At 62.4% G+C, this 24449-nt stretch carries 20 protein-coding genes and 1 tRNA gene; 10 read left to right on the top strand and 11 right to left on the bottom strand.

Annotation, left to right across the window (positions count from 1 at the left end; genetic code table 11):
- Positions 1-28: 28 nt before the first annotated feature.
- The 3 genes from hutX to ACP15D_RS13070 all read right to left on the bottom strand — a co-directional run bounded on the left by hutX (position 29) and on the right by ACP15D_RS13070 (position 3199).
- On the bottom strand, positions 29-538 hold the full coding sequence (gene hutX / locus ACP15D_RS13080) for a heme utilization cystosolic carrier protein HutX (protein ID WP_424957896.1): 510 nt from the start codon (positions 536-538) through the stop codon (positions 29-31).
- A gap of 12 nt (positions 539-550) precedes the next feature.
- The gene (locus tag ACP15D_RS13075) at positions 551-892 is read right to left on the bottom strand and encodes an antibiotic biosynthesis monooxygenase family protein (RefSeq protein WP_424957895.1); all 342 of its coding nucleotides are present in this window, start codon (positions 890-892) and stop codon (positions 551-553) included.
- 147 nt (positions 893-1039) lie between these two features.
- Positions 1040-3199: a TonB-dependent receptor domain-containing protein gene (locus ACP15D_RS13070; RefSeq protein ID WP_424957894.1), complete on the bottom strand. Its 2160-nt coding sequence runs from the start codon at positions 3197-3199 to the stop codon at positions 1040-1042.
- Positions 3200-3621: 422 nt separating this feature from the next.
- Between ACP15D_RS13070 and hemP the strand changes: the two genes are divergently transcribed.
- Genes hemP through ACP15D_RS13050 form a run of 4 tightly spaced genes read left to right on the top strand, consistent with a single transcriptional unit; the run spans position 3622 to position 6647 of the window.
- Positions 3622-3810 carry a hemin uptake protein HemP gene (hemP, locus tag ACP15D_RS13065; protein WP_424957893.1) on the top strand — a complete coding sequence of 63 codons (189 nt, stop codon included), beginning with the start codon at positions 3622-3624 and terminating at the stop codon, positions 3808-3810.
- A gap of 6 nt (positions 3811-3816) precedes the next feature.
- Positions 3817-4755: a heme/hemin ABC transporter substrate-binding protein gene (locus ACP15D_RS13060; protein WP_424957892.1), complete on the top strand. Its 939-nt coding sequence runs from the start codon at positions 3817-3819 to the stop codon at positions 4753-4755.
- On the top strand, positions 4752-5843 hold the full coding sequence (locus tag ACP15D_RS13055) for a FecCD family ABC transporter permease (protein ID WP_424957891.1): 1092 nt from the start codon (positions 4752-4754) through the stop codon (positions 5841-5843). The genes ACP15D_RS13060 and ACP15D_RS13055 overlap by 4 nt, the downstream gene beginning before the upstream one ends.
- 3 nt (positions 5844-5846) lie before the next feature.
- A complete protein-coding gene (locus ACP15D_RS13050; RefSeq protein ID WP_424957890.1) occupies positions 5847-6647 on the top strand; it encodes a heme ABC transporter ATP-binding protein in 801 nt (266 codons plus the stop codon).
- On the opposite strand, the gene ACP15D_RS13045 is transcribed toward ACP15D_RS13050, so the two are convergent.
- Complete coding sequence (locus tag ACP15D_RS13045; protein WP_424957889.1) at positions 6644-7393, bottom strand: glutathione S-transferase N-terminal domain-containing protein; 750 nt, start codon at positions 7391-7393, stop codon at positions 6644-6646. The two genes, ACP15D_RS13050 and ACP15D_RS13045, sit on opposite strands and share 4 nt — an antisense overlap.
- A 127-nt stretch (positions 7394-7520) precedes the next feature.
- Between ACP15D_RS13045 and ACP15D_RS13040 the strand changes: the two genes are divergently transcribed.
- Complete coding sequence (locus ACP15D_RS13040; protein WP_424957888.1) at positions 7521-7769, top strand: hypothetical protein; 249 nt, start codon at positions 7521-7523, stop codon at positions 7767-7769.
- Positions 7770-7792: 23 nt separating this feature from the next.
- Here ACP15D_RS13040 and ACP15D_RS13035 read toward each other — a convergent pair whose 3' ends face one another.
- From ACP15D_RS13035 to ACP15D_RS13020, 4 genes are read right to left on the bottom strand one after another with little or no spacing between them, the layout of a single operon-like run.
- A complete protein-coding gene (locus ACP15D_RS13035) occupies positions 7793-8365 on the bottom strand; it encodes an NYN domain-containing protein (protein WP_424957887.1) in 573 nt (190 codons plus the stop codon).
- Positions 8352-11447, bottom strand: coding sequence for an efflux RND transporter permease subunit (locus tag ACP15D_RS13030; protein WP_424957886.1), 3096 nt, complete (start codon positions 11445-11447; stop codon positions 8352-8354). The genes ACP15D_RS13035 and ACP15D_RS13030 overlap by 14 nt, the downstream gene beginning before the upstream one ends.
- A complete protein-coding gene (locus ACP15D_RS13025) occupies positions 11447-12547 on the bottom strand; it encodes an efflux RND transporter periplasmic adaptor subunit (RefSeq protein ID WP_424957885.1) in 1101 nt (366 codons plus the stop codon). Before ACP15D_RS13025 ends, ACP15D_RS13030 begins: the two co-directional genes overlap by 1 nt.
- Positions 12544-13578: an efflux RND transporter periplasmic adaptor subunit gene (locus tag ACP15D_RS13020; protein ID WP_424957884.1), complete on the bottom strand. Its 1035-nt coding sequence runs from the start codon at positions 13576-13578 to the stop codon at positions 12544-12546. Before ACP15D_RS13020 ends, ACP15D_RS13025 begins: the two co-directional genes overlap by 4 nt.
- A gap of 181 nt (positions 13579-13759) precedes the next feature.
- Here ACP15D_RS13020 and ACP15D_RS13015 point away from each other — a divergent pair, with 181 nt between their 5' ends.
- The 3 genes from ACP15D_RS13015 to ada all read left to right on the top strand — a co-directional run bounded on the left by ACP15D_RS13015 (position 13760) and on the right by ada (position 16864).
- Positions 13760-14395: a TetR/AcrR family transcriptional regulator gene (locus tag ACP15D_RS13015; RefSeq protein WP_424957883.1), complete on the top strand. Its 636-nt coding sequence runs from the start codon at positions 13760-13762 to the stop codon at positions 14393-14395.
- A gap of 78 nt (positions 14396-14473) precedes the next feature.
- Positions 14474-15667, top strand: coding sequence for a patatin-like phospholipase family protein (locus tag ACP15D_RS13010; protein ID WP_424957882.1), 1194 nt, complete (start codon positions 14474-14476; stop codon positions 15665-15667).
- 114 nt (positions 15668-15781) lie between these two features.
- Positions 15782-16864, top strand: coding sequence for a bifunctional DNA-binding transcriptional regulator/O6-methylguanine-DNA methyltransferase Ada (ada, locus tag ACP15D_RS13005; RefSeq protein WP_424957881.1), 1083 nt, complete (start codon positions 15782-15784; stop codon positions 16862-16864).
- A 129-nt stretch (positions 16865-16993) separates the two neighbouring features.
- Here the strand turns inward: ada and ACP15D_RS13000 are convergent, their stop codons facing one another.
- Together ACP15D_RS13000 and ACP15D_RS12995 are read right to left on the bottom strand one after the other, a co-directional pair.
- Positions 16994-19687: a TonB-dependent receptor gene (locus ACP15D_RS13000; protein WP_424957880.1), complete on the bottom strand. Its 2694-nt coding sequence runs from the start codon at positions 19685-19687 to the stop codon at positions 16994-16996.
- A 543-nt stretch (positions 19688-20230) separates the two neighbouring features.
- Positions 20231-20307 (bottom strand) — tRNA-Arg (locus ACP15D_RS12995).
- Positions 20308-20551: 244 nt separating this feature from the next.
- Between ACP15D_RS12995 and ACP15D_RS12990 the strand changes: the two genes are divergently transcribed.
- Both ACP15D_RS12990 and ACP15D_RS12985 read left to right on the top strand, forming a co-directional pair.
- Entirely contained in the window at positions 20552-22075 is a 1524-nt protein-coding gene (locus tag ACP15D_RS12990) for a hypothetical protein (RefSeq protein ID WP_424957879.1), read from the top strand.
- Between the two features lie 48 nt (positions 22076-22123).
- On the top strand, positions 22124-23089 hold the full coding sequence (locus ACP15D_RS12985; RefSeq protein WP_424957878.1) for a thermonuclease family protein: 966 nt from the start codon (positions 22124-22126) through the stop codon (positions 23087-23089).
- Positions 23090-23129: 40 nt separating this feature from the next.
- Here ACP15D_RS12985 and ACP15D_RS12980 read toward each other — a convergent pair whose 3' ends face one another.
- Positions 23130-24116, bottom strand: coding sequence for a CarD family transcriptional regulator (locus tag ACP15D_RS12980; protein WP_424957877.1), 987 nt, complete (start codon positions 24114-24116; stop codon positions 23130-23132).
- Between the last annotated feature and the right edge of the window lie 333 nt (positions 24117-24449).

The following is a 24449-nucleotide window of genomic DNA, read 5'->3' as shown; positions in this document are numbered from 1 at the left end:
TCGCTTTCGTGGATAGGGGGAGGCAGCGTCAGCCGGCAACGTAGCGCTGTCGCAGAGCCTCGAACATCTCGACCTGCTCGGGGATCAACTCTCGGTTCGCGTCGCGGCGAACGAAGATCTTGAACATCGCCTCGCCGGCAGCATTGTAGAACTGCACCGACATGCCGACGCGCTTCAGGCCGCGCACCACGAAGGCGATCGCCTTGCAGTTGTCAGCCTTGATGTGTCCGCCGATCGGACTGTCGCCATGGATGTTGAAGTATCCATGGGCAACGGTTCCCGGTGGCAACGTGCCCGAGCATTCGAGCACGATGTCCTGGTTGTGGATCAGGAACAGGATCTCACCCCATGTGGTGATGTCCTGCATGATGTCGGCGAAGGCTTCGCCGGGCACGACAGTCGCCTGATCGGCCGGCAGGTTCCGCACCACATCGAGCGTGCTCACGCCGTAGTCGCGGGCGATCTGCTCCAACAGATCGCCCGGGCTCGACGCGGCGCGCTGCGCGAGCGAAGGACGCTCGTCGATGACGTCGCTCATGGCTCGCTTATCTCACTCGGCAGCGACGGGACGCGAGCCGTCAGCCTTGATCTCCTGCAGCACCGTGAAGCCCTCGAACTCGGGATGACCGAGATAGAGCGGCTTGTTGCCGCCGGCGCCAGCGTGGGCTTTGCGAAACTGCTCAGACTTTGTCCAGGCCTCGAAGTCCTCGTAAGCGCGCCAGACCGTGTGCGAGGAGTAGAGCACGTGATCCTCGCGCTCGGGGCCCTTCAGGAGATGGAACTCGACGAAGCCCGGCACCTCGTTGAGATGCGTATCGCGGCTCAGCCAAACGTTCTCGAAGTCCTTCTCGGAGCCCTTGAGGACTTTGAATCTGTTCATGGCGATGTACATGCTTGTTTCCTTCGCTGTATGCGGCCGCGCCGTCGGCTTGGCCAAATGTGCGTCGGCGGATGGCCTCATCCGCCGACACTGGTCTCTTTTAACGCGCCGCCGACCGTGCGGCCACCGAACCACTTGTCCCGTTCCTGCTGCTCCGGCTCAGAATTGCGCGCGGGTGGTGAGTAAGAACGTGCGCCCGCGGCCCGTGTCCACACCGGTAGAACCGGTGGGGACGGTATTGAGCGCCGGCGTGTAGGAGCGATCGAAAACGTTTTCGACTGTCAGCCCTAACGTCAAACCCTCATACGCCTCGTAGGAGCCGAAGACATCGGCGAGCGTGTAGGATTCCTGATAACTGCCGCTACCGAGATTGGTCTGCGAAACGTAGGTTCCACGCGCGCCGACGACAAGCTTCTCGTTGAGGAAGCGGAGCCCGCCGGTCATCGAAAAAACGTGGTCAGGCATGTAACTCTCTCCGCCAAGCCCGTTTTCGTCTTGAGGGATATCACTGTGCGTATACGTATAGGCGAGGTGGGCAAATGCGTATCCGGCGTCATAATCACCTTCAACCTCTACGCCCTGCACATTCGTCGTTCCGAAGTTGTTGCAGAAATATGCGTAGTCGCGCTGCGAATACGGAGGCGTGAACGTCTCAACGATGCATGACGAGATATAGTTCTCTACATCCTGTCTGTAGTAGTCTGCCTTCAGACGGAATTTATCCTTCGGTGCAAGAAGACCATCCTTCATGATGTTGACGCCGAATTCCCAGCCCTTCTGCTTCTCGGGCACCAGGAAGGGGTTAGGGACGAACTCAAGAACGTAGTACGGCGGGAAGTAGGGATGCGTCGCCGCCATGAGTGTCTCATTCACGGTGGGCGCGCGCATGGACTGCGAATACGTCACGTATGGCTGCAGCCAATCGGTGACTTTCGCTGCGAGCGTGACTTTGGGATCCCAACTCGAGTCGCTTTGATCGAGATCGTATGTGCCCGCAGGCAGCCCAAAGGGATTCGCAGCTGTCAGTATCGCCTGACCGTCGAGGTTGAACTTCTGATAGCGGAGACCGCCGATCAGATCCCAGATGCCGTACGAGAACGTTGTCTGGGTGAACCCGCTGCCCAGATCCGAGGTGCCACTCGGATTGACGCCCCCGTTCGAAGCGCTGACGTCGTCGTAGTAGTATTCGAGACCGTAGTTCGACGTTACACGCACATTGCCCAGCATAAATCGAGAGGTGTTCGAGATGTCGGCGGTGATGCCGCGATCCTCGATAATACGTCCTTCTGCGTTCTCGATGGTGGATGGCGTGCCCGCGTATTGCGCGCCGTATTCCATCTCCACATTGCTGATCGCGATGTTGGCGCGCAGATCGACGAGCGGATTGTCGGCAGGACGCAGCACGTAACCCATTTTGTAGATATCCGACGTGAGCGTCTGATCATAGGAGTTGGCGACGAAATCGTTGTTGTAGCGCATGGCCTGGAAAGAAAGCCGCTCGTCGGAGGCGATGTCGAAATGCAGTTTCACGAGGCCGGACCAGAGATCCTCCCCGGTGTAGGGAACAGTCTGGCCGCTGCCGTTCTTGTAGTTCGACTCATCATGGCGGCTCAACGCCCCGACAATGCTGACACCGCCGCTGCGCATCGCGGCTGCGCCCATCTCGGCCCAGCCCACGCCATTGCTTCCCCACGAAAGGCTCGTCAAAGCGCCCTCAGCCTTGCCAGGCTTAAGAACGTCTTCAACATCGAGCGTGCGGAAGTTTGCGGTGCCCGCTAGCGCACCGGCGCCGCCCACAGTTGAAACGGCACCGCGCTGAATTTCGATACCTGCGAGCAGCAGCGGGTCAACGTACGCGAATCCCGAAGCCTCGTGGCCCGTGAAACGGAAGTTCTGACGCACGCCGTCGATGCTCATGCCGACGCGGCCCTGGCCCTCGAAGCCGCGGATGTTCACCGCGATGCCGGGATTGCTCGAGCTCTCACGCGTAAAAGTACCGGGCGTCGTGCGCAGAACGTTGTCGACGCGGGTTTGACCGAAGGTGTCAATCTCGCCACTGCCGATCACGCTGACGCCAGCGGGCACGGTGTACGGGACGTCCGAAGCTTCGACAGCCTCCGCTCGCTTGTCGCTAGGAGATGGGGCGGGCGCCTGGGTCTGTGCCACGGCTGCCGTCGATGCAGAAGACTTCTTAGCGGCGGCCTTCTTCTTCGGCTTCGGCTTATTGCCTTCGACGACGAGTGGGGGCAGCTCAGCTTCTTGCGCGATCGCTTTGCCGGCGACTGCCAGCGCGAGGGCCGATACGCTGACGAAGAACAACGATTTCAGGAACGGCTGTGATGCCGCAGACCTGGGAGTAAGGAGGCGCTGCGGCTTCCCCTCGCCAACCCTTCCAGAATCGCCGTGCTCCGCTTCCGGAGTTCGTGGCCAAAGCTCCGAACTCGCTCGGCCGCCCAGGCATACGCCAACGCTACGCACAAACATGACTCAGCTACCCCCAACTCTGAACGCAAAGGGCTGGCTGGCTCACGCACGATAAGCGTACTGGCGGGCTCGCCTCGCACTGGCCCCGACTGGAGGCAAGCGCAAAAGATCCCGGTTAACCGGGCTTGTGCAAAGTAATCTTTTATGACTATTGAAGTCAACATTGCGATTGCAGCATCATCGGCGCTCGGCATCGACACTCAGCGCGCGTGCTGCACTCGCAAAGAGGCCAGAACGAAAATCACGGAGCGCAGGTCATGACGGCCGCCGTCGACGCAAGAAAAGACGCACACGAATCCGAAGCCAACAGCGAGACACAAAACAAGAAAGTGCGCGTTCTCGTGTCTGAAATTCTGCAAGGCGGCAAAGAGGCAATCCTCGAGCATGACGGCCAGGACTACCGCTTGCGCATCACCGCCAACGGCAAGCTCATCCTGACAAAGTGAGGACAAATGTTTCTTCGTCGCCTGTACGCATTCGAGACGCTGCGTGTCGCTGTCGCAACAGCGCTGATGCTGGTCGCCGGGTCGGCGCTGGCCGATAAGACCATCGTCGACGGCAGTGGTCGCAAGGTCACCATAGGGGACACCTCGCGCATCTTGTCCATCGGTGGCGATATCACCGAGATTCTCTACGCACTGAACGCGGACGGGAAAGTCATTGCTGTCGACACGACCAGTCAGCATCCTCCGCAGGCGCTCGGGACGAAGACAAACGTCGGCTACATGCGCGCGCTGTCTGCCGAGGGCGTTCTTTCCACCAATCCGACCTTGATCATTGCGGCCAAGGATGCGGGACCGCCTCCCGTGGTCTCGGTGCTGCAATCGTCATCGATCCCCTACGTGGTCGTGCCGGATGACAAGACGCCGGAAGGCGTTGCCGCGAAAATCCGATTCATCGCGTCGGTTGTCGATGCGGAGGCGGCGGGCGAGGCGCTGGCGAGGGAGGTCGAATCCGATTTCGCCTTGCTTGCAGAGCAGCGCGCCAAGATCGCCTCGCCGAAACGCGCTCTATTCGTGCTGAGCGTACAGAACGGGCGGGCGACTGTTGCAGGCACCGGAACGGCGGCAGATGCGATCTTCAAGCTCGCCGGAGCCGTCAACGCGGCGGGTGATGCGCACGGCTACAAGCCGCTCGCCGATGAAGCGGGCGTGGAGCTCGCGCCGGACGTGGTCGTCACCATGCAGAGCGGTCGTTCCGGCCCTCCGTCTGATCCAGTTTCGACCGTAAGGGCGCTGGCCGACAGCCCCGCCCTGAAGCAGAACAAAATCATCGAGATGAATGCGCTATATCTGCTGGGCTTCGGGCCGCGCTGCGCGCGCGCTGCACGCGAACTCATGATCGCGCTCTATCCGGAGCTGGCGATAAAGCGCGCGAGCGCGGAAAAATGACGAGCGAGGCTCTGGTACTGCCCGGCAGCAAGAAGCGTTCCGCACATCCGCTCAGCACTGCGCAGCTCGTCGTGGGCGCCGCCGTGCTGCTCGCCGTGGCCGCGACGGCCTCGCTGGCACTCGGGCCGACAGGGATTTCGCTCGGCTCGCTGCCGCGGGCGATCTCATCGGCGCTCGGGATGACGAGCGATGCCTCGGCAGCGCGCGAGCAGCTTGTCCTGATCGACATCCGCATGCCGCGCACACTGATCGGCATGTTTGTCGGTGCGAGCCTGGCGGTTGCCGGCGCGATCATGCAGGGGCTGTTTCGCAATCCTCTGGCCGACCCCGGCTTGATCGGCGTGTCGTCGGGTGCTGCGCTTGCGGCGGTGGCCACCATCGCGCTCGGCAACGGCATCGCGGCACCACTGCTGCAGCCGCTGGGAGTCTATGCGCTACCGGTTGCGGCATTCGTGGGCGGCGTCGCGACAACGGGATTGCTGGTTTTGATTGCCGGGCGCCATGACCAGCTCATGGTCGGGACGCTCCTGCTAGCCGGCATCGCTCTGGGTGCATTGTCGGGCGCGCTCACGGGGCTCATCGCATACGCGAGCGATGACCGCGAACTGCGCGACCTGACGTTCTGGTCGATGGGCAGCCTTGGCGGATCGACCTGGCCGAAGGTGTTCGCCGTGATGCCGTTTGCCGTGCTGATCGTGGTGATGACTCCGGCGCTGATACGCGGGCTCAATGGGTTTCTGCTTGGAGAGTCGGAAGCTTTCCATCTGGGCGTCAACGTCGAGCGGACCAAGACCATCGCCATTATCGTGACGGCCGCGTCGGTTGGCGCAGCGGTGGCCATGGCGGGCGTTATCGGCTTCGTCGGCATTGTGGTGCCGCATGTGGTGCGTCTGCTGGCAGGCCCAGATCATCGCGTGGTGCTGCCGGGCAGCGCGCTGCTTGGTGCAACGCTGATGCTAGCGGCCGACATCGCGGCGCGGATGATGGTGACGCCGGCAGAGCTGCCGATCGGCATCGTTATGGCTGGCATCGGCGCGCCGGTCTTCCTGCATCTCGTCATGAAGCGCGGCATCGGCGGCATGGAGTGAAGAATGCTGCAAGCTTCATCGCTCACCTATCAAATCGGCGGAAAGACGCTGGTCTCGAAGGTCGACCTTGCGCTGCGGCCGGGGCGCCTCGTTGCCATCATCGGGCCGAACGGCGCCGGCAAGTCCACGCTGCTGCGACTCTTGTCCGGTGAATTGCGGCCGACGTCCGGAGCGGTGGAACTGGATGGACGCTCACTCCGCAGCTTCGACGCCGCCGCCCTGGCACGCAGGCGCGCGGTGGTTCCGCAGGCAACAGCGCTGTCGTTTCCGTTCACTGCGCGCGAGGTGGTGCTTTTGGGGGCAACCGTGCCTGGGTTCGGCGCGGCGTCGGCGCAGATAGAGCGTATGGCGATGGACTGCCTGCGCACTGTCGGGCTCGTGGCCATCGCGGACCGCTTCTACACGCACCTGTCTGGCGGCGAGAAGCAACGCGTGCACATTGCGCGGGCGCTGCTGCAGCTCACCGTTGCGGACCGAGAAGGACGCGGATCATCATCAATCCTCATGCTGGACGAGCCCACTGCAAGCCTCGATCTTGCGCATCAGGGACTGGTGCTGGAGGAAGCGCGCCGGCAGGCTGAGGGAGGCCGCGCCGTGCTGGCGGTGCTGCATGATCTCAATTTAGCGGCGGCCTTCGCCGACGAGCTGGTGCTGATGTGCCGCGGCGAGATTGCCGCGCGCGGCTCGGCGCAGGAGGTCATAAACGATGCGTTGCTCTCGCGCTCGTATGGCTGCGAGGTGCGAACCAACACGACGCCGGACGCCGGAATTCCCTTCGTGCTGCCGTATACGCGCCGGACTTAGCGCGAGCGAGGCTTAGCGGGTGATTTGCGTGCGGGCTTTCGGGGCACCTTCTTTGTGAGTGTCTTCGCATTCTGTCCAAAGAGTACCTTCTTGGCGCTTTTGGTCACGGTCGCCTTTGTGTTGACCTTTGCGGCGATCTCATAGGCGCGCTGCACTGCCGGCCGCTCGCCCATGGCGAGGAACCAGCGTCGCAAGTGCGGGAAATCATCAAGGTTCTGCCCCTGCCGCTCATAGGGGACGATCCATGGGTAGCAGGCCATGTCAGCGATCGAATAGGCACCCGCAATAAACTCGCGGCCAGCGAGCTGCTTGTTTAGGACGCCGTAGAGTCGATTGGTCTCCTTCACGTAGCGGTCGATGGCGTAGGGGATGCGCTCTGCAGCGTAGACCGCGAAGTGGTGGTTCTGACCGGCCATCGGCCCGAGGCCAGACATCTGCCAGAACAGCCATTGCATCACCTCGACACGGCCGCGAACGTTCTTCGGCAGGAAGCGTCCGGTCTTCTCGGCGAGATACTGAAGTATGGCGCCCGATTCGAAAATGCTGATCGGGTCGCCGCCGTCGGCTGGATCTTTATCGACGATCGCGGGAATGCGATTGTTCGGGGCATAGCGCAAGAACTGCGGCTTGAACTGATCGCCCTTGGAGATGTTCACCGGTCGAATGCGATAAGGCAGCTTCGCTTCTTCGAGGAAGATCGTGACCTTATGCCCGTTGGGCGTCGTCCAATAATAGAGATCGATCATGGCGTACATCCTCCAGACGCGGATGCCTTTTACCTGATGGCGTGGATCAGGCAATCGCCCGTAGAGCCATAAGACTTGACGGGCGAGCGCCGCATCAGCCAGCATGCCTCACTCGCGGGAGCTGCGCATGGACGAACAACGGCCGATGTTGGTTGTCGAGAGGAACGGGCGCACCACTGTCGTGACGGGGTGGCGCGCGTGGCTGCTGGCTGCCGGCGCCATGCTCAGCGGATTGCTGACCCTCGTCTTCCTGGCATTCCTCTTCTTCGGTGTCGCTGTCGCCGTCGGCGCGTTGCTGCTCATCGCCATTCCAGCAGCCATCATCGTCGCGGTGGTGACGGCCCTATTCAGCAAACGCGGTCAATCGGGGCTCTGAAGCGCTGCGTGTGAGCGTGGCTGCTACGCGTTTTCCGACACATCGGCGCTCAAGATCGGCCGCAGATCATCCAGATCGAGAAACTCGTCGGCCTGACGGCGCAGCTCGTCGGCCACCATGTGGTTGCGCAATGTCGAGACGACGCTCACGTTGCGTCCCATGATTTTGAGCGCATCGATGAGGCGCTGCAGTTCACGACACTGGGACACGAGCACTATGCGATCGAGATTGGCGGCAAGCTGCATCGCGTCGACACTGATGTTGACTGCTAATGCGAGGGCATTCGCGCTTTCGTGGCTGTCCATCGCTTTGCGCGTCACCACGGTGAAACCGTTGAAGGTCAGCCAGTCCAGCAGGGGTTTCTGCGGGTTTGGGTCGGCCTCTTGCAGCGAGACCGTATAGTAGTGCGCCCGCACAAGCCGCCCGCGCTGGCGGAAGAGGGCAAGCAGGCGTTTGAAGTCGATCCTCAACTGCAGCACGTCCGCCGCATGATGCAGGCTGATGCCGTCGACAAACAGACCGATGCGCTCTTCACGAGTTACTGACAACATCATTCCCCCACCAACGCGTGTGCTTAAATGCTCAGGCTGGCGCATCGGCTAGAACGCCATGGCTCGGAGCGGGCCCCGGATGACCCGCTGGCTCCTTGATGCGGAACCAGGCGACATAAAGCGCCGGCAGGAACAGCAGCGTGAGGACGGTACCGACGATGATGCCACCCATCATTGCGTAGGCCATCGGCCCCCAGAATACCTCGCGGGAGATTGGGATGAGCGCGAGGCTGGCCGCAGCGGCAGTGAGCATGATGGGCCGCATGCGGTGCTCGGTTGCCTCGAGAACGGCTTGCCACGCAGCAACGCCTTCATCGCGCAAATGTTCGATCTGTACGACCAGGATGACGGAGTTGCGGATCAGGATGCCGATCAACGCCAGCACACCCAGTGTGGCGACGAAGCCCATTGGCGCGCCGCTGGGAAGCAAAGCGGCGACGACACCGATCAGCCCAAGCGGGGCGACAGCGACGACGAGGAACAGGCGCTGGAAGCTTTGAAGCTGGATCATGAGGATGGTCGCCATCACGAACAGCATGAACGGCACGATTGCGATGATCGGTCCCTGGCCCTTGGCGCTTTCCTCCACTGCGCCGCCAGTGACGACGTGGTAGCCGGCGGGAAGCGCTGCGTTGAACTTGTCGATGCCGGGCGCAAGCTCGGCGACGACCGTTGCGGGTTGAACTGCGCCGATGGTGCCTGCCTTGATGGTGATGGTCGGCAGGCGATTGCGGCGCCAAATGACCGGTTGCTCCTGACCGTACTCGAAGGTGGCAACGGCAGCGAGCGGAACAGGCTGGCCGTTCGATGCCGAAAGCTGGAGATTCTGCAGCGTCTCAATGGCACCGCGTTCGGCCGCCTGCGCGCGGGCGGTTACGTTGACAAGATAGATGTCGTCGCGGATCTGGGTGATCGTGTTGCCGCCAACGATGCCGTTCAGCGTGGACGAGATATCCTCAGAGGTCAGGCCGAGAAGGCGCGCCTTGTCCTGCAGCACGTTCACTTTCACAACACGTGCGGGCTCGTTCCAGTCGAAGACCACGTCGCCGATTCGCTTGCTAGCGCCGACGACTGTCGCAAGCTGCTGTGCGAGCGTGCGAACGGTCTGAAGGTCGGGGCCACTCAATCGGTACTGCACCGGCCGGCCGACGGGCGGGCCAATGTCGAGCAGCTTGACGTTAGCGTCAGTGCCGACGAACTCACGCCGTACGAACGCATCCAGCTTCTTCTGCAGGCGGTTTCTGGCTTCCAGATCCTTGGTGACGATAACGGTCTGGCCAAACGACTCATGCTGCGGCTGCACGTCGAAGGAGAGCACGAAGCGCATGGCGCCCTGGCCGATATAGGACGACCAGCGCACGACGTCCGGGTCGCCCGCGAGCGCTTCCTTCTCGAAGCGCGTCATCTGCGCCTTGGTTTCGACGATGGAGGCATTCTGCGGCAGATTCCAATCGACGATCAGCTCGACCCGATCTGACGAGGGGAAGAACTGCTGCTGCACGAAGCCCATACCGACAATCGAAGCAACAAACATGGCGAGCGTGGCGCCGATGGTGAGCCAACGGTGGCGCATACAAGCGCGGAGCAAGCCGTTGAATATTCGAGACAGCAGGCTGGGCTTGTCATGGTGCTTGTGCATGCTCTTTGGGAGAAGCCAGACACCGAGCAGCGGCGTGAACAGCACCGCGACGATCCATGAAACGAGCAGCGACACGGCGAGAACGACAAACAGCGTGAACGTGAATTCGCCCGCGGCGCTGCCGTTGAAGGCAATGGGGATGAAGCCAGCGACCGTCACCAGCGTGCCAGTGAGCATGGGAAAGGCGGTGGACGTGTAGACGTAGCTGGCAGCCTTTTCGAGAGGGTCGCCCACCTCGAGACGCGCCACCATCATCTCGACCGCAATCATGGCGTCATCGACGAGCAGTCCGAGCGCAATGATGAGCGCGCCGAGCGATATGCGCTGCAGCGTGATGCCTGAATTGGCCATGACCATGAAGGTTATAGCGAGAACGAGCGGGATCGACAGCGCGACGACCATGCCTGCGCGCATGCCGAGCGACACGAAGCTGACGATGAGCACAATCGCGACGGCCTCGAACAGTGCGCGCGTGAAGCCGAACACGGCCTCCTCGACGATGAGGGGCTGGTCGGAAACGAGATGCACATCAATGCCAACTGGGAGTTCGGCAGAGATGCGGGACATCTCCTCGTGCAGCGCTTCACCGAACTTCAGAAGGTTCGCCTTCGGGCGCATACCGATGGCCAGACCAATGGCGGGCTCGCCGTTGTAGCGGAACAGCGCGCTCGGCGGATCGACATAGCCGCGGCGGATGGTGGCAACGTCGCTCAGTCGGAAGAAGCGGTCGTCGATGCGCAGGTTGACCGACTGCAGATCCTTTTCGGAGGTGAACTGGCCGCTGACGCGCAGGTTGATCCGCTCGGCGCCGGCCTCGATCACGCCCGACGGCACGATTGCGTTCTGCGCCTGAAGTGCGGAAACAATGGCTTGCTGGTTGATGCCGTAGGCGGCGATCTTACGCGGCGAGAATTCCAGGAAGACCACTTCGTCCTGGGCTCCGACAATGTCGACCTTACCAACGTTCGGCACGGTGAGCACCTTGGCGCGCACCTGCTCGACGTAGTCGCGCAACTGACGCTGGGTGAGGCCGTCGGAGGTGAAGGCATAGATATTGCCATACACGTCGCCGAAGCGGTCGTTGTAGAACGGTCCAACGACGCCGCTTGGAAATTGCCCCTGAATGTCGCCGATCATGTTGCGGATCAGCATCCAGGTCGGCGCAACATCGCTGGCTTTGGTCGAATCGCGAAGGTTGACGAAGATGGTGGTCTCGCCCGGCGTGGTGATGGAGCGCGTATAGTCGAGCGACTCCAGCTCTTCGAGCTTCTTTTCGATACGGTCTGTGATCTGCTCCGTGGTTTCCTCGGCCGAGGCACCGGGCCACTGCGCGACGATCACCATCGTCTTGATGGTGAAAGCGGGGTCTTCCTCGCGGCCAAGGTTGAGATACGAGAAGAAGCCGGCGAGCGAGAATACCAGCATGAAATATGTGACGAGGGAGCGGTGCGCGAGTGCCCACTCGGAAAGATTGAACGGCTTCTGCATCAGCGGACTGCTCCCACTTCGATGCGGACGTGTTCGCCGACGGACAGGCTCTTAACGCCTGCCGAAACGACGTGCGTCCCAGCCGACAGCGCTCCGGCAACGATGACCGAACCACCGCTATGACCGACAACTTCGACCGGCACCTCGGCAACGGCACCCGTCTTTTCGTTGACGATGAAGACGCTTGATCCGCCGCCGCGCTCGATCAAGGCCGAGGCCGGCAGTCGGACGTTGTGTGGTGTGCCCGCGGCTGGCTTGATCTTCACGGTCACAGTGGTGCCAAGGCGGAAAGTTTCGGGCGGCTCGGAAAGGGTGATGCGTGCACGGCGCGAGCGGGTGATGGCGTCCGCTTCGGGCGCGATCTCGCGGAGGACACCAGAAGTGCTCCGGCTTTCATCGAGCTGCTGGCTGATTTCGAACTGCGTCCCCGGACCGATATTGCGGCTAGCCGTCTCTGGAATATCCACGACAGCTTCGCGCACGTCCGGCCGTGCGACGGTGATGACGGTTTGCCCGACGGAGACGACTTGGCCGACCTCCGCGCTGATGGCAGTCACGACGCCGTCGAAGTCGCTGCGCAGCTCTGTGTAGGTGAGTTGCTCCTCCGCCTTGCTGAGCCCGGACTGCGTGCGCGTCACCTCTGCCTCGGCCGCAATGCGCGCCTGCTCAGCTGTTTCGAACGTTGCTTGTGCGGTCACGTTGCGATCGCGCAGGGCGCGTTGGCGCTCCTCGACCGCGGCGGCATTGGTGAGCGTCGCCTGTGCATTGGCGAGCGCTGCGCGCTGGCTGCGCACGGCAAGTTGCAGCGCCGTCGGATCGAGCGCCGCCACGCGCTGCCCCTTGTGAACGACGTCGCCGACCTCGACATCGCGCGCAACGATACGACCCAGCACCCTGAAGCTCAGGTCGGCACGGTAGCGTGGCTCGACAGTGCCTGCGAAAGATAGCACCTCGGCGTGCGGCCCGGAGACAACGACCGTGAGCACGGGACGCGGAGGCGGCGCGGGCTGATCCTTCGCCTCATCACATCCAACGAGCGCCAACAGAGGCAAGGTCAGCATCAGCGACCGGCCAGCAAACTTTTTTGTTCGTGCGATCATGATGCCTCGTCGGGGGCGATAATGACTGTCTGATCGGGGCGGAGCAGCTTGGCGCCGGCAGTGACGACACGCTCTCCGGGTTCCAGGCCGCCGTCGATGACGACTGCCTGCGTCTCGTAAGAGGCGACAGTCACCGGCTTCAGCGCGACGTGAAGCGTCTTGGCGTCGACAATCCAGACGGCCGGTTTTCCGGCGATGTTCGTCAGTGCACCGGCCGGAAGCAGGACGACTTGTCTCGGCTTCTGTGTGGCGCAACCGAATACGACGGAGCCGAGCGCAAACGCGGGCGGGGGATTGGTAATCGCAACTTTGACGCGCACCGTGCCCGAAGTCGTGTCGGTGCTCGGCGAAACCTCACGGGCCACGCCCTTGGCAGTGATCCTTGGATCGGAGACAAGCGACAGCTCGATGTCAGGCGAGGCCATCTCGTGCAAAAAAGCTGCCTCGTAAACGTGGAACACGGCGTCGCGTTCGCCATCCTCTGCAAGCGAGAACATCGTCTGTGCTGCTTGAGCGACCTGTCCAACCTCGGCATTGCGCGCGGTGACGATGCCGGCGGAGCTGGAACGCAGTTCGGTGAAGGAAAGCGCATCACGCACACTGCCAAGCTGCGCCTTTGCTGCTTCAAGCGAACCTTGGGCCGTGCGTAGTGCCTCTTCAGCCTGGTCGTAGTCTCGCCGAGTGGTGAAGCCGTCCTTGATGAGCGCCTTTTGGCGCTCGAAAGCCGCCGCCGTCTGGCGTACGCGGGCGTCCGCTGAACGCTGTGCCGCCTCGGCGGAAATGACGTCGGCGCGCTGCTCGGCGGGATCGATGCGGGCGAGCACTTTGTCGGGCGTGACGTGATCGCCCACCTCGGCGTTGCGCTCGATGATGCGGCCCGACACGCGGAATGAAAGATTGGTCTGGACGCGCGCTTTCACCTCGCCGGTGAGGCACGTCTTCGGCGTGTAGGCGACCTTAGAGACGACTTGCGTGCGGACGAGAGCCGTCTGTTTTTGTGGGCCACCGCCGGTATCGCCACAGCCGCCCAATACAGACGCTGCGACCAGTAAGTGGCCAAATATCAATACTTTAGAGCCCACCCACATCGGGGCACCCCCGCAAAGCCGTCCCGGCGATCAATATTATTGACTGACTCGTAAGTCAATAATAGTTTGTTTATGGTATTCTGGCTAGGCGCCGGAGAATGCGCCGCCGAGTGGGAGGACAAATATGACTGGGGCAGTCAGGGCACGCCGCAAGGCAGAACGACCGAGCGAGATCCTTGAGGCTGCGTTCGAAGAGTTCGCGCTGCACGGTTATGCAGCCACTCGGCTGGAGGACGTGGCCGCGCGCGCGGGCGTGACCAAGGGGACGATCTACGTCTATTTCCAGAACAAGGAGCAAGTGTTCGAGGCGCTCGCGGTTCAGCGCGGACAGGAGCTTTTCGACCGGGCGCTGCCGTTCATCGAAGACACGGCTGAACCGACGCCGGAGTCAGTACGCGCGGATCTGACCTTCCTGTTTCGCACTTGTCTCGACGATCGGCGTTCGCTTGAAATTCTGCGACTGCTGATCTCGGAAGCGGTGCGGTTTCCGAAGCTGGTGGATCAACACTTCCAGAGCTTCTTCGCGCCCGTCATCGACAAGCTGAAGCAGAAGGTGCAACGCGTCGTGAAAAGCGGGGGGTTCCGCGCAAGCCCGGCTGCCGACTATCCCGAGCTGCTCATGGCGCCTGCCCTCACAATCCACATCTGGACCTTGCTATTCGCTGATCGCCGTCCGCTCGATATCGATCGATATCTCGAGGCCTCGGTCGACCTGATCATGAATGGCCTACTGCCGCCGCCAGATTCCTCGTCGCAATAGGATGCTTGTGTAGCCGTAGTGGTATTGCGTTGGGGGGGAGCGGTGATGGTGGAGGATAGGCGGGAAGCGTCGTGCGCAATGAAGCGCATTCGGCTGATGCTGGTCCTCGCCACGGCGCTCATCCTTGCAGGCTGCGCCGCCGCGTTGCCTCGCCATGCATTACCTGAATCACTTGTCGACGAAGCCGAGCTGCGCGGTATGGACGACGTGCGGCTGTGGGGCGATGCACCCCCAGAACAGATCCACGCGATGGTCGAGGCGGAGCTGAGCCGGCGCAGCACTGCGGCAATCGAGCGTTCTCTGGAGCAGCCTGTCGCAAACTTCCTCGCCATCTCTGGCGGCGCCGAGGACGGCGCGTTCGGGTCGGGCTTGCTGACCGGATGGACAAAAGCGGGAACGAGACCGGAGTTCGACATTGTCACCGGCGTCAGCGCCGGCGCTCTCATTGCTCCGTTCGCGTTTTTGGGCCCACGCAAAGATCGCGAGCTGAAGGCCATCTTCACGGAGTATGGACGCGACGACATTCTCACAGCCGACGTGCTGTCGGGCATTTTTGGCGGCCCTGCCCTTGCGGACAGCGCTCCGCTGGCGCGGCTCATTGCCAAATATGTCGATGCGAAGTTTATGCGCGAGATTGCGCAGGAACGCATGAAGGGTCGAATGCTGCTGATCGGCACGACCAATCTGGACGCGCAGCGGCCGGTGCTTTGGGACATGGGGCGCATCGCGATGTACCGGACGCCGGAGGCCTTGGCGTTGTTCCGCAACGTGCTGCTGGCGTCAGCTTCGGTGCCTGGCGTGTTTCCCCCAGTTCGCATCCAAGTCCGCGCCAATGGGCGTGACTATGACGAGATGCACGTCGACGGCGGCGTAACCCAGCAAGTGTTTCTAGTACCCACTACGCTGGCGTTTCGCGATATCGACCGCGTGATGGGCCGACACGTGCGGCGCAACTTGTTCATCTTGCGTAACGGCAAGATCACGCCCGAGTGGCAGCCTGTCGAAGATAAGGCCTACATCACCGCCGGGCGCTCCATTTCAACCCTGATCAAGAACCAGGGCATCGGCGACCTCTACCGCATCTACAGCATGACGGCGCGGGACGACATCGCATTCAATCTCGCGACGATTCCCGGGTCGTTCGCATTGACGAGCAAAGAGCCATTCGATTTGGGGTATATGCGAGCACTGTACAAGACCGGATACGAGCTAGGATCGCTCGGCTATCACTGGATGAATGCGCCGCCGGGGCTTGTGTCTGCGGCCCGATAGGTTCGCGGGGGCGCAGCGGGAATTTGAAAGCAAGAAACGAGGCGCAGCGGCGCTTCAGGCCTGCTTAGATCGCGTCCGGCTCCTCCTTCGCGGTGAACTGGGCTATCAAGAAGCATGCAGAAGCTACGCAACAAGACCGGCACGACGCGGCGGCAGCGGGCGGTACCCGACTATTGGGACGCCGTGCGGCAGCGTGATCACAGCTTCGACGGAACCTTCTTCTACTCGGTGGCGACCACGGGGGTCTATTGCCGGCCTTCTTGCCCGGCGCGGCTGGCCAAGCGCGAGAACGTCGCCTTTCATGCTTCGTGCGCCGATGCGGAAGCGGCGAGGTTTCGTCCGTGCAAGCGGTGCAAGCCGAACGAGCCTTCGCTGCGCGAGCAGCAAGCGGAGAAAATCGCGCTGGCGTGCCGGATCATCAACGAGGCTGAGGAACCGCCGAAGCTCGACATGCTGGCGGGTGCTGTTGGTCTCAGCCCGCATCACTTTCACCGCGTGTTCAAGTCAATTGTGGGTCTGACGCCAAAAGCCTTTGCCGCCGCATTGCGCCAGAGGCGATTGCACGAGAACCTGGCGAGTGGGTGCTCGGTGACGGAGGCGATCCATGCGTCCGGCTTCAACTCGGCTGGGCGGCTCTATGCGAAGTCGAAGGACTATCTCGGCATGACACCGACTGAGTTTCGCTCGGGCGGCAAGGGGGCGACGCTGCGCTTCGCGGTGGGTAAGTGCTCACTTGGCTCCGTTCTGGTGGCGGCGAGCGAAAACGGCGTCGCGGCTATTTTCCTCGGCGATGATCCCGATGTGCTGATTGCTGATCTACAGAGACGGTTTCCGCGGGCGGCGCTAGTCGGCGGCGACACGTCGTTCGAGGACATCGTGGCGAAGGTCGTGGGCCTCATCGAAGCCCCAAGGCTCGATGTCGAGCTGCCGCTCGACATCCGCGGCACAGCGTTCCAGCATCAGGTGTGGCGGGCGCTGCGCGACATTCCGGCGGGCACGACGGCAACATACAGCGAAATCGCCGAACGCATCGGCATGCCGAAGGCGGTGCGGGCTGTCGCCGCGGCGTGTGCGGCGAACAAGATCGCAGTGGCAATCCCCTGCCATCGGGTGGTGCGCAGCAACGGCGCACTCTCCGGCTATCGCTGGGGTGTTGATCGCAAGCGCCGCCTCATCGCCCGCGAGGCGAAAACGTAAGCGCCTTCCACGCACCCAGCTCGCTCCAACCTCGCTGATGGGCGCGCCGAGGCCAGCACCGCAAAAAAATCCGCTCCTGCACTGGGAGTGACAGGAGCGGTGAGTACTCGCGTAACAGTCGGGTCGTGGTCAGAACTTCACTCGGACACCTCCGTAGGCGGCAAATGGAATGGCTGGCGTGATCGTGCGGCCATTGTCTTCGTCGTACTCGAGGCCGTTGAGCGAAGAGTCTGGACCACCGCTGCCGTTCTTGCCGGGACCTGCTGCCTGGGCCAGCTCTGTGTTGAAGTAGGTGCCGTAGATTCCGTACTGATTGTCGAACAGGTTCTCGATCAGACCATAAACCTGGATGTGGTCGGTGATGTTGTACGACGAGTGCACGTTGACGCGGGTGTAGCCGGGAAGCGGTGCGTCGTTGTTGCCTTCATCTCCATAAAAGAACTGGTCGCTGACAGACATCATATCGGCGCCCACCACCCACTTCGGCGTTACGAGAAAGTCGACGCCAGCCTTGAACCGATGCCTCGGAACGCCTGGCATGCGATTGCCCGGACGGATTTCGATGCACTTCGCTTCCTCTCCATCCTCACCCTCGGCGGGGATGCCGAAGTCAGCATCGCACTCGGTGGTGACCTGCGGATTGTTCTCTGAGACGATGATGTTCCGCGATTGGAACGTCGCATCGACGAACGAGTAGCTCGCGTAGGCCATCCAACGCTGCGTCCGGTAGACGGCGCTCGCCTCGATACCCTGGCGGAGCGTTTCGCCGGCGTTGGCGAAGTAGCCGCGGCCTTGCTGGCTGTCGGCAATCTGGATGATGTCGTTCTCGTTGGTGGCGCGGAACAGGCCGAAGCTCCAGTCGAAGTGCTCGCTCCTATTCCAGTTCGAGATTTCACCGCGAAGGCCCGCTTCCCAGGTCTTCGACACGACCTGCTTCAATGGCGGATCGGAAGCGAGCGCGCTTTCGATGATGCACGGGTTCTCAGGATCGGAGCATGCGATCTCGGACGCGGTCGGGGCGCGGTTCGCTTCGGCGTAGCCGCCATAGACGGACAATCCGGGAAGCAGCTTGTAGGTCAGACCGGCCGATGGGTTGAAGCGGTAGAATTCGTTGACGCCATTGAGCTTGTCGAGTGAGGTGTCGCCCGTGTTCTCGATCTCGATGCGGGCGTAATTCCAGCGGCCGCCGAGCGTCAGCGTCAGCCGGTCGGTGAGGTCGATGGCATCGACAGCGTAGATGCCGACGTAATCGTTGGTCGTCGTTAGAGACCGCGGCGTGACGACGGATGCGTTGAGTTCCTCGTTCGCGTCATCGCATTCCTCCGCGCTGAGCCCGGTGCAGTCGGCCAGATCCGCCTTGCCCGTCAACGTGTCACCGCTTCCGGCGACGACGTATTTTGGAAGGAAGTAGCCAAGTTCGCTCGATGCACGGTATTTGACGTTGCCGTGATCGTAGCTGGACCCCACCACGAACTGGTTACGGAAGCCGAGCAGTTTGGCCTTTTCGGTCGCCTGAAGCGCCAAGCCATAGCTGTTGGCGTCCTGACCGGTCTTGTCGATCGAGCCGAGTGCGCCGCTGCCCTTTTCCTCGAGTTCTTCGATCTCGTCCTCCGTGAGCCCAACGCCGCTGCCAGCCTTGAACAGCGGCGCGCCGTCCTCGGTGCAGAGCGCCGAGAAGCTGAGGGCCTCGGCAGATTCGCACTCGTCGAACTCGGAGATGTTGCCGTCGATGTGGCTCTGGCGGAAGTGGCGGTGATAGGCAACACCGGAGAGCGACAACGTCGAGGTCAAATCAACGACGCCGTTGGCCGAAAACATCTGCATGTCGTTTTCGGTGATCTGCGGCGAGGTGAACGTGCGCTCGCGCCCGCCGAATGCCAGCAACTCCTCGGGAACAGCGGCGGTCACACCGACCTCGCCCGTCGCTCCGGTGAAGTTGAGGTGGAACTCAGATCCCGTGCCTTTGAAGCCGAGATCGGCGTAGCCACGGCGCGTCGTCGTATCGGAGAAATCGCGAAAGCCGTCGTCCTCGATGCCCTCGAAGGCGCCGTAGATGGCAATGTTGCCGCTCTGCGCCCCCGCCTGTGCGCCCACCTGACGCCGTCCGAACGAGCCGAAGCGCGTGTCGACCTCGGCGCCCTGATAGCTGAAGCCATCCTTCATCTGGATACTCATGGCGCCGCCGATGGCGTTCAACCCGAATATCGGATTGGAGCCCATGACGGTGATGCCTTCGATGGCGTTGCTGGGCAGGAAATCCCAGTTGACCGTGTCGCCGAACGCTTCGTTGATGCGGACGCCGTTCTGGTAGATCGCCAGACCCTGAGGCAGGCCGTTGACGGGCGAAGCCTCGAAGCCGCGATATTGGATGCCCGTCTGAAACTGGTTGCCCTGGAGGTCGTCGACCATGACCGAGGGTATGCGGCTGTTCAGGAACTCCTGGGGAATGACCGAGCCATCGCGGCGGATGTCGCTCGCGTTCATCGTCGAGACGCCGCGCGGGATCTGGTCTATCGGAAATTCGCTTCCGGCAAGCGGGGAGGTTCGCACCAGTCCCTCGTTGGAGCCGGCGGAAGGCGCGATCTCAGTGGTGACGGCGGGCGCGACCGGTGCTGGCGCAGTGGCGACGGGTGCGGGCTTCTTTTTCGTCGCCGCTTTTTTCTGCGCGGAGGGCGCCGGAGCGGCCTTCTTCTGGATGACTTCGACAGGCGGCAACTGGTCGGCGGCGGGTGCCGGTGCCGGTGCTTCCTGTGCGATTGAATTCGACACTGAAAGTGCAGAAAACGCCGCGGCAAACGCAACTGTGGCGTGGACAAAACGCATTACAAAAACTCCCCCCAGGACACCCGGCCTTTCGGCAAGGTGCAACGCAAACGCTAGGCGGGGGTGGTCGGGTTATTCTCCGTCGGTTCGTTCTGTGCGTGTCCCGTCTTCCCCCACGCATCAGAGTAGCAACGCTGAAGTTTGCTAAGACACGATATTGTTTGCCGATCTGTTCGGATTGGACGGCACCGTCAATTGCCTTTGTCTCCCGCGCTGTCACGGGAATGGCACCCTCAGGAAAAGAGCGTCTGCGCATTTCAAGTGCGCGTAACGCCGAGGGAATCTCTTCCTGATGCTCTGCGACTGAAATTGCCGTAGCCGGCCCGCCGGAGGGGAACGACGCCCTTGCGGCACATTTGCAAATTCCCGAAACGCGCCGCTTTCACTCCCCGGTTGCCATCCGGCAACCTCCCACTGTCGAGATCGGCCGTAGTGATTTCGTGCGGCTTGCGGCGGCGCACTGGAGACGAATTGGCAGCAGCAGGGATGCCTGAAGAAGACGCGGGGGTGGCATACGGAAAACGACCACCACATCAAGCGCGCTGGTGACCCCGACAGGATTTGAACCTGTGACCCCCAGATTAGGAATCTGGTGCTCTATCCGGCTGAGCTACGGGGCCTGACGCCGTGTTGAGCTAACTCTCTAGCAGGATGCGCGCAACCGGGCCGTAAAAAGTAAGCCCGGCAAAGGCCGGGCTCGAAGGATTGGATGCGCGGCCGAAACGACGTGGCAAGAAGGAATCGCGCGGCCGCGTCCCGGCGGCACTTTAACCATGGTTCAGCCGAGAAGTCTCGCGCTTCACGCATATGGACCGGCATTAATTTCAACCTTAGGTTGCTTTTCGGTTTAAGAGGGGAATCAGCATGCCGCGGGTGCGCATCGAATGGATGCCGGTGCAGCTTTTCGGGCTGGGGCACCTGGGCTTCGACCACATGCAGCTCGTTCTCGAGCAGGGCGACGGCACTTCGCCGCAAGACGACTGGTTCGTCATGGAGGGCGTGCGCGACCCGACTGATCTGGGAACCTATCTCGTGATCGAGGGCTCCGACGGGCGCACCTCGCTTGCCACCGCCAACCTCGCGTCGCGGGCTGCTCTGGCGGACAAGATCGGCACACCGGACCTGCGCGGTAGCCGGGTGCTTGCTTACAACGGCGACGAGATGCGCGCCTGGGAGACGATGGCTTCTTATGCGCGCGATATCGATGCCCAGGACTACCCATACATCGCGCTCGGGCTGCCGGGGTCGCCGACGCCGACGATCAATTCGTCGTCTGCCGTCTCGTCGCTGCTCCACTACTCGGGGCTCGATCCGACGCAAAGCCTGCCCTACGGCATGCGCCTGTCGCCCGGGACGTCAACGTTGCTGGGGACGGGAAGCGACGACGAGATGCACGTGGCGCACGGCTTCACAACCCTCTTGGGTGGAGAGGGCAACGATCACTTCATCGGCGGCGGAGACAGGCAGACGGAGAAGTATTTCGGCGGGAGCGGCGATGATGTTTTCCGCTGGTCGCCCGGCTTCAACATCGTGCACGGCGGGCAGCCGCAGCTCGGCTATGCGACCGATGGCACTGACGTGATCGATTATTCCGGAGCGGGAGAGGTGACGATCACCTTCAACCGACACTGGATTCCGCACAAATCGCCCAACTTCATTGCGGCACATGATGCGGGCATAGACCATCTGTTCTCGATCGAGCGGATCCAGTGGAATGCGAAGAGCGACCACATCCGGTTAGGCAAGGAGATCGACTTGCTCGAAGACGACCGCGTCCAGAGATCGAGCGACAGCGAAACGCAGCCCGATAAGCGCACCGCGACTTTGCTTGCTGATGATCGCGCGGTGGTCGGCGATGCTTTTGGCGGCAGCGATAGCGATGACCGTCTGATCGGCACCGCGCTTGGCGAGATGATCGACGCCCAGGGCGGCGATGACACGCTCTACGGCGGCGGCGGCAACGATACCTTGATCGGAGGGCCCGGTAGCGATGGCTATGTGTACCTCCCTGGCGACGGCGACGATGTGATCATCGATCTGGCGGGCGATGCAGGCTTTGACGAACTGCTGCTGACAGGGGGCATCGGCGTTGAGGACCTAGCTGTGTTCCGCGTCGATGGCCGCGATCTGCTGCTATCGCTACCGGGCGGCTCGGTGCTCGTGAGCGGGTTCTTCACCGGCGAAAGTGCCGGCATAGAGCGCGTGGTATTCGACCACGATGCGCCGTTGTCGCGCAGTGCGCTCGAGATGCTGGCGGTGGACTTGGTCGAGACGCCAAGCGAGGCGGTGGCGCTGCTAATGGGCGGCCATCACGACCATGCCGCCGGTGCATCCGTTGGCGGCCCTGACGGCTGGCATCATGCAGCGGCGTTCCCATCGCTCTTCTGAGAAGATTTCCGCGCGGGGGCTGGGCTATGATGCGGTCTGGAGATCGACATGCATCGCGTAGCACTGGGCGCGCGGGGGATCGCTGCGGCCATGCTTACCGTGCTTGCCGCCGCGGTCGCTGAGGCGGCGCAGCCGACATCAACGAACGAAGAAGCTGCGTGCACGCTCGATGGCGGAGCGCGGCACACCGTCGTTCGCGTCATCGACAGCGAGACGGTGCTGCTCGACGACCACCGGGAGGTGCGCCTCATCGGAGCTCTGGCGCCGCGCTCGCCCGACCTATCACCCAGTGCGGAGGCATGGCCGCCGGAAGACGCGGCGATTGCGGCACTGCGAGCAATGGTGCAGGGCAAGTCGGTGTCGCTGGCGACGTCCGGGCGCGCGCAAGATCGCTATGGCCGTCGGCTGGCGCACCTGTTCTTCGACAGGGATGGCGAGCGCGTATGGGTGCAGGGCGAGATGCTCTTAGCGGGGAACGCGCGCGCCTATGGGCTGCCGGGCAGCTATGCCTGCATGCGCGAATTGATGGCACACGAGCGCGCTGCGCGCGAAGCGGGAAGCGGCATCTGGGGGAACGCTGCCTATGGCGTGCGCTCGGCGCGCGCGGTTGGCGATCTCATGCGACGGCGGAACTCGTACGAGATCGTTACCGGGAAGGTTGCGAAGGTGACCGCAACCAAGGCGCGGACATACGTGAACTTCGGTGCGGACTGGAGGCGCGATTTCACCGCGGGCATCGAGCAGAAAGTGCTGCGTGACCATCCGGAGTGGGCAAAGACCATCGCGGCGCTGGAGGGGCGGCGCGTGGAGGTGCGCGGGTGGATTCAATATCGCAACGGCCCTTACATCGATATCGAGGATCCGAGCCAGCTAGTGCCTGCGGATGAGACATTGCCCGGACGCACGATGCCGCCATCGGAAGCGATGACGAGCAGCGGGCGGCGAGAAACAGACGAGACAGAAAAGCAAAAGCGCCCGGCGCCGACGACGGCACCAGGCGCTCTCGATCTTTGAAACCGGTTCTGCGCGCATGACGCGCAGAGCACCGTGCGCCTTAGGCGGCGCGGGTTTCGGCGTTGTCGCCACCGGCCTCTTCGGCTTCGGCGGCGAGACGACGGCCACGTGCGCTCTTCGACAGGACGTCGGTGATACGCTGCACGGCGCCACGCTCATCGAGTTTCTCGACGGCAGCAATCTCACGCGCCATGCGGTCGAGCGCGTCCTCATAGAGCTGACGCTCGGAGTAGGACTGCTCGGGCTGTGCCTCGGAGCGGTAAAGGTCGCGAACGACTTCAGCGATCGACACGAGATCACCGGAGTTGATCTTGGCGACGTATTCCTGAGCGCGGCGGCTCCACATGGTGCGCTTCACGCGGGCGCGGCCCTTCAAAATCTCCATCGCCTTCTTGACGACGGGCTCCTCGGACAGCTTGCGCATGCCGACGCTCTCAAGCTTGCCGGTCGGCACGCGCAGCGTCAGCTTCTCTTTCTCGAAGTTGATCACAAAGAGCTCGAGCGCCATGCCGGCGATCTCCTGCTCCTCGATCGCGACGATGCGGCCGACGCCGTGTGCGGGATAGACGATGAATTCGGTCGCCTTGAATCCGTGGCGCTGGCTCACCGGCTTCTTCTGTGCGTTCATCAGCTGGCGGGCGGCAGCAGCCTTCTCGGCAACCGCCTTAGGCGTCATCTGCTGCTGCGGCGGCACCGGAGCGGTGATCTTCTGGCCAGCGGGCTTGGCGGCAGCGACAGCGCGAACCGGCGCGGCGGCCGGCTTCGCCAACGGCGGCTTGGCGACAGGCTTGTGCAGCGCGGGCTTGACGACGGCGTGCTTGACGGTCGGAGCAGTTCCTGCTGTCTTTGCGACAGGCTTCTTTCCCTTCACGGGTGCAGCCGTCTTAGCAGCCGGCTTTTTCGCGACCAGCTTGGCCTCCGAGTGACCCGGCTTTTTCGCAGAAGGAACGGCGCGCGCCGGCTTCTTGCCAGCAGCAGCCGAAGACTTCGCCGAGCGCGCGGCGGTCGCCTTTTTCTTGTCAGCCATAGGGGTCGTCTCACTTTCTCGTCGGATGTATGAGCCGTACTCGCGGCGATGCACGTCGAACTCAGGACGCCGGCCCGCAAACCAGCGCACTAAGCGTATATGGTGGATCGGTGACGCCGTGGGGAGCGGTTGCCGGTCCGTTGATTATGCTCTGAATGGTGAAAACCGCTGTGTACCCGGACCGAGAACAGGTCCGATCATTGCCTCTGCGGCAAAGCGGCTGCTCTTTGTTCGCTCCTGTTCCGACTCTGTACCGGGCTAATCGCGTCATCTAGGAGGAGCGTAACATAAAGTTCATTGAAAATGAAGGGCGGGCGTGCGGGAGGGTATGGG

Source organism: Hyphomicrobium sp. 1Nfss2.1 (assembly GCF_965243865.1).
In the GTDB taxonomy this organism is placed as follows: Bacteria; Pseudomonadota; Alphaproteobacteria; order Rhizobiales; family Hyphomicrobiaceae; genus Hyphomicrobium_A.
The sequence above is the reverse complement of the archived record's forward strand: the minus strand, read 5'-3'. Positions and strand labels throughout refer to the sequence as shown.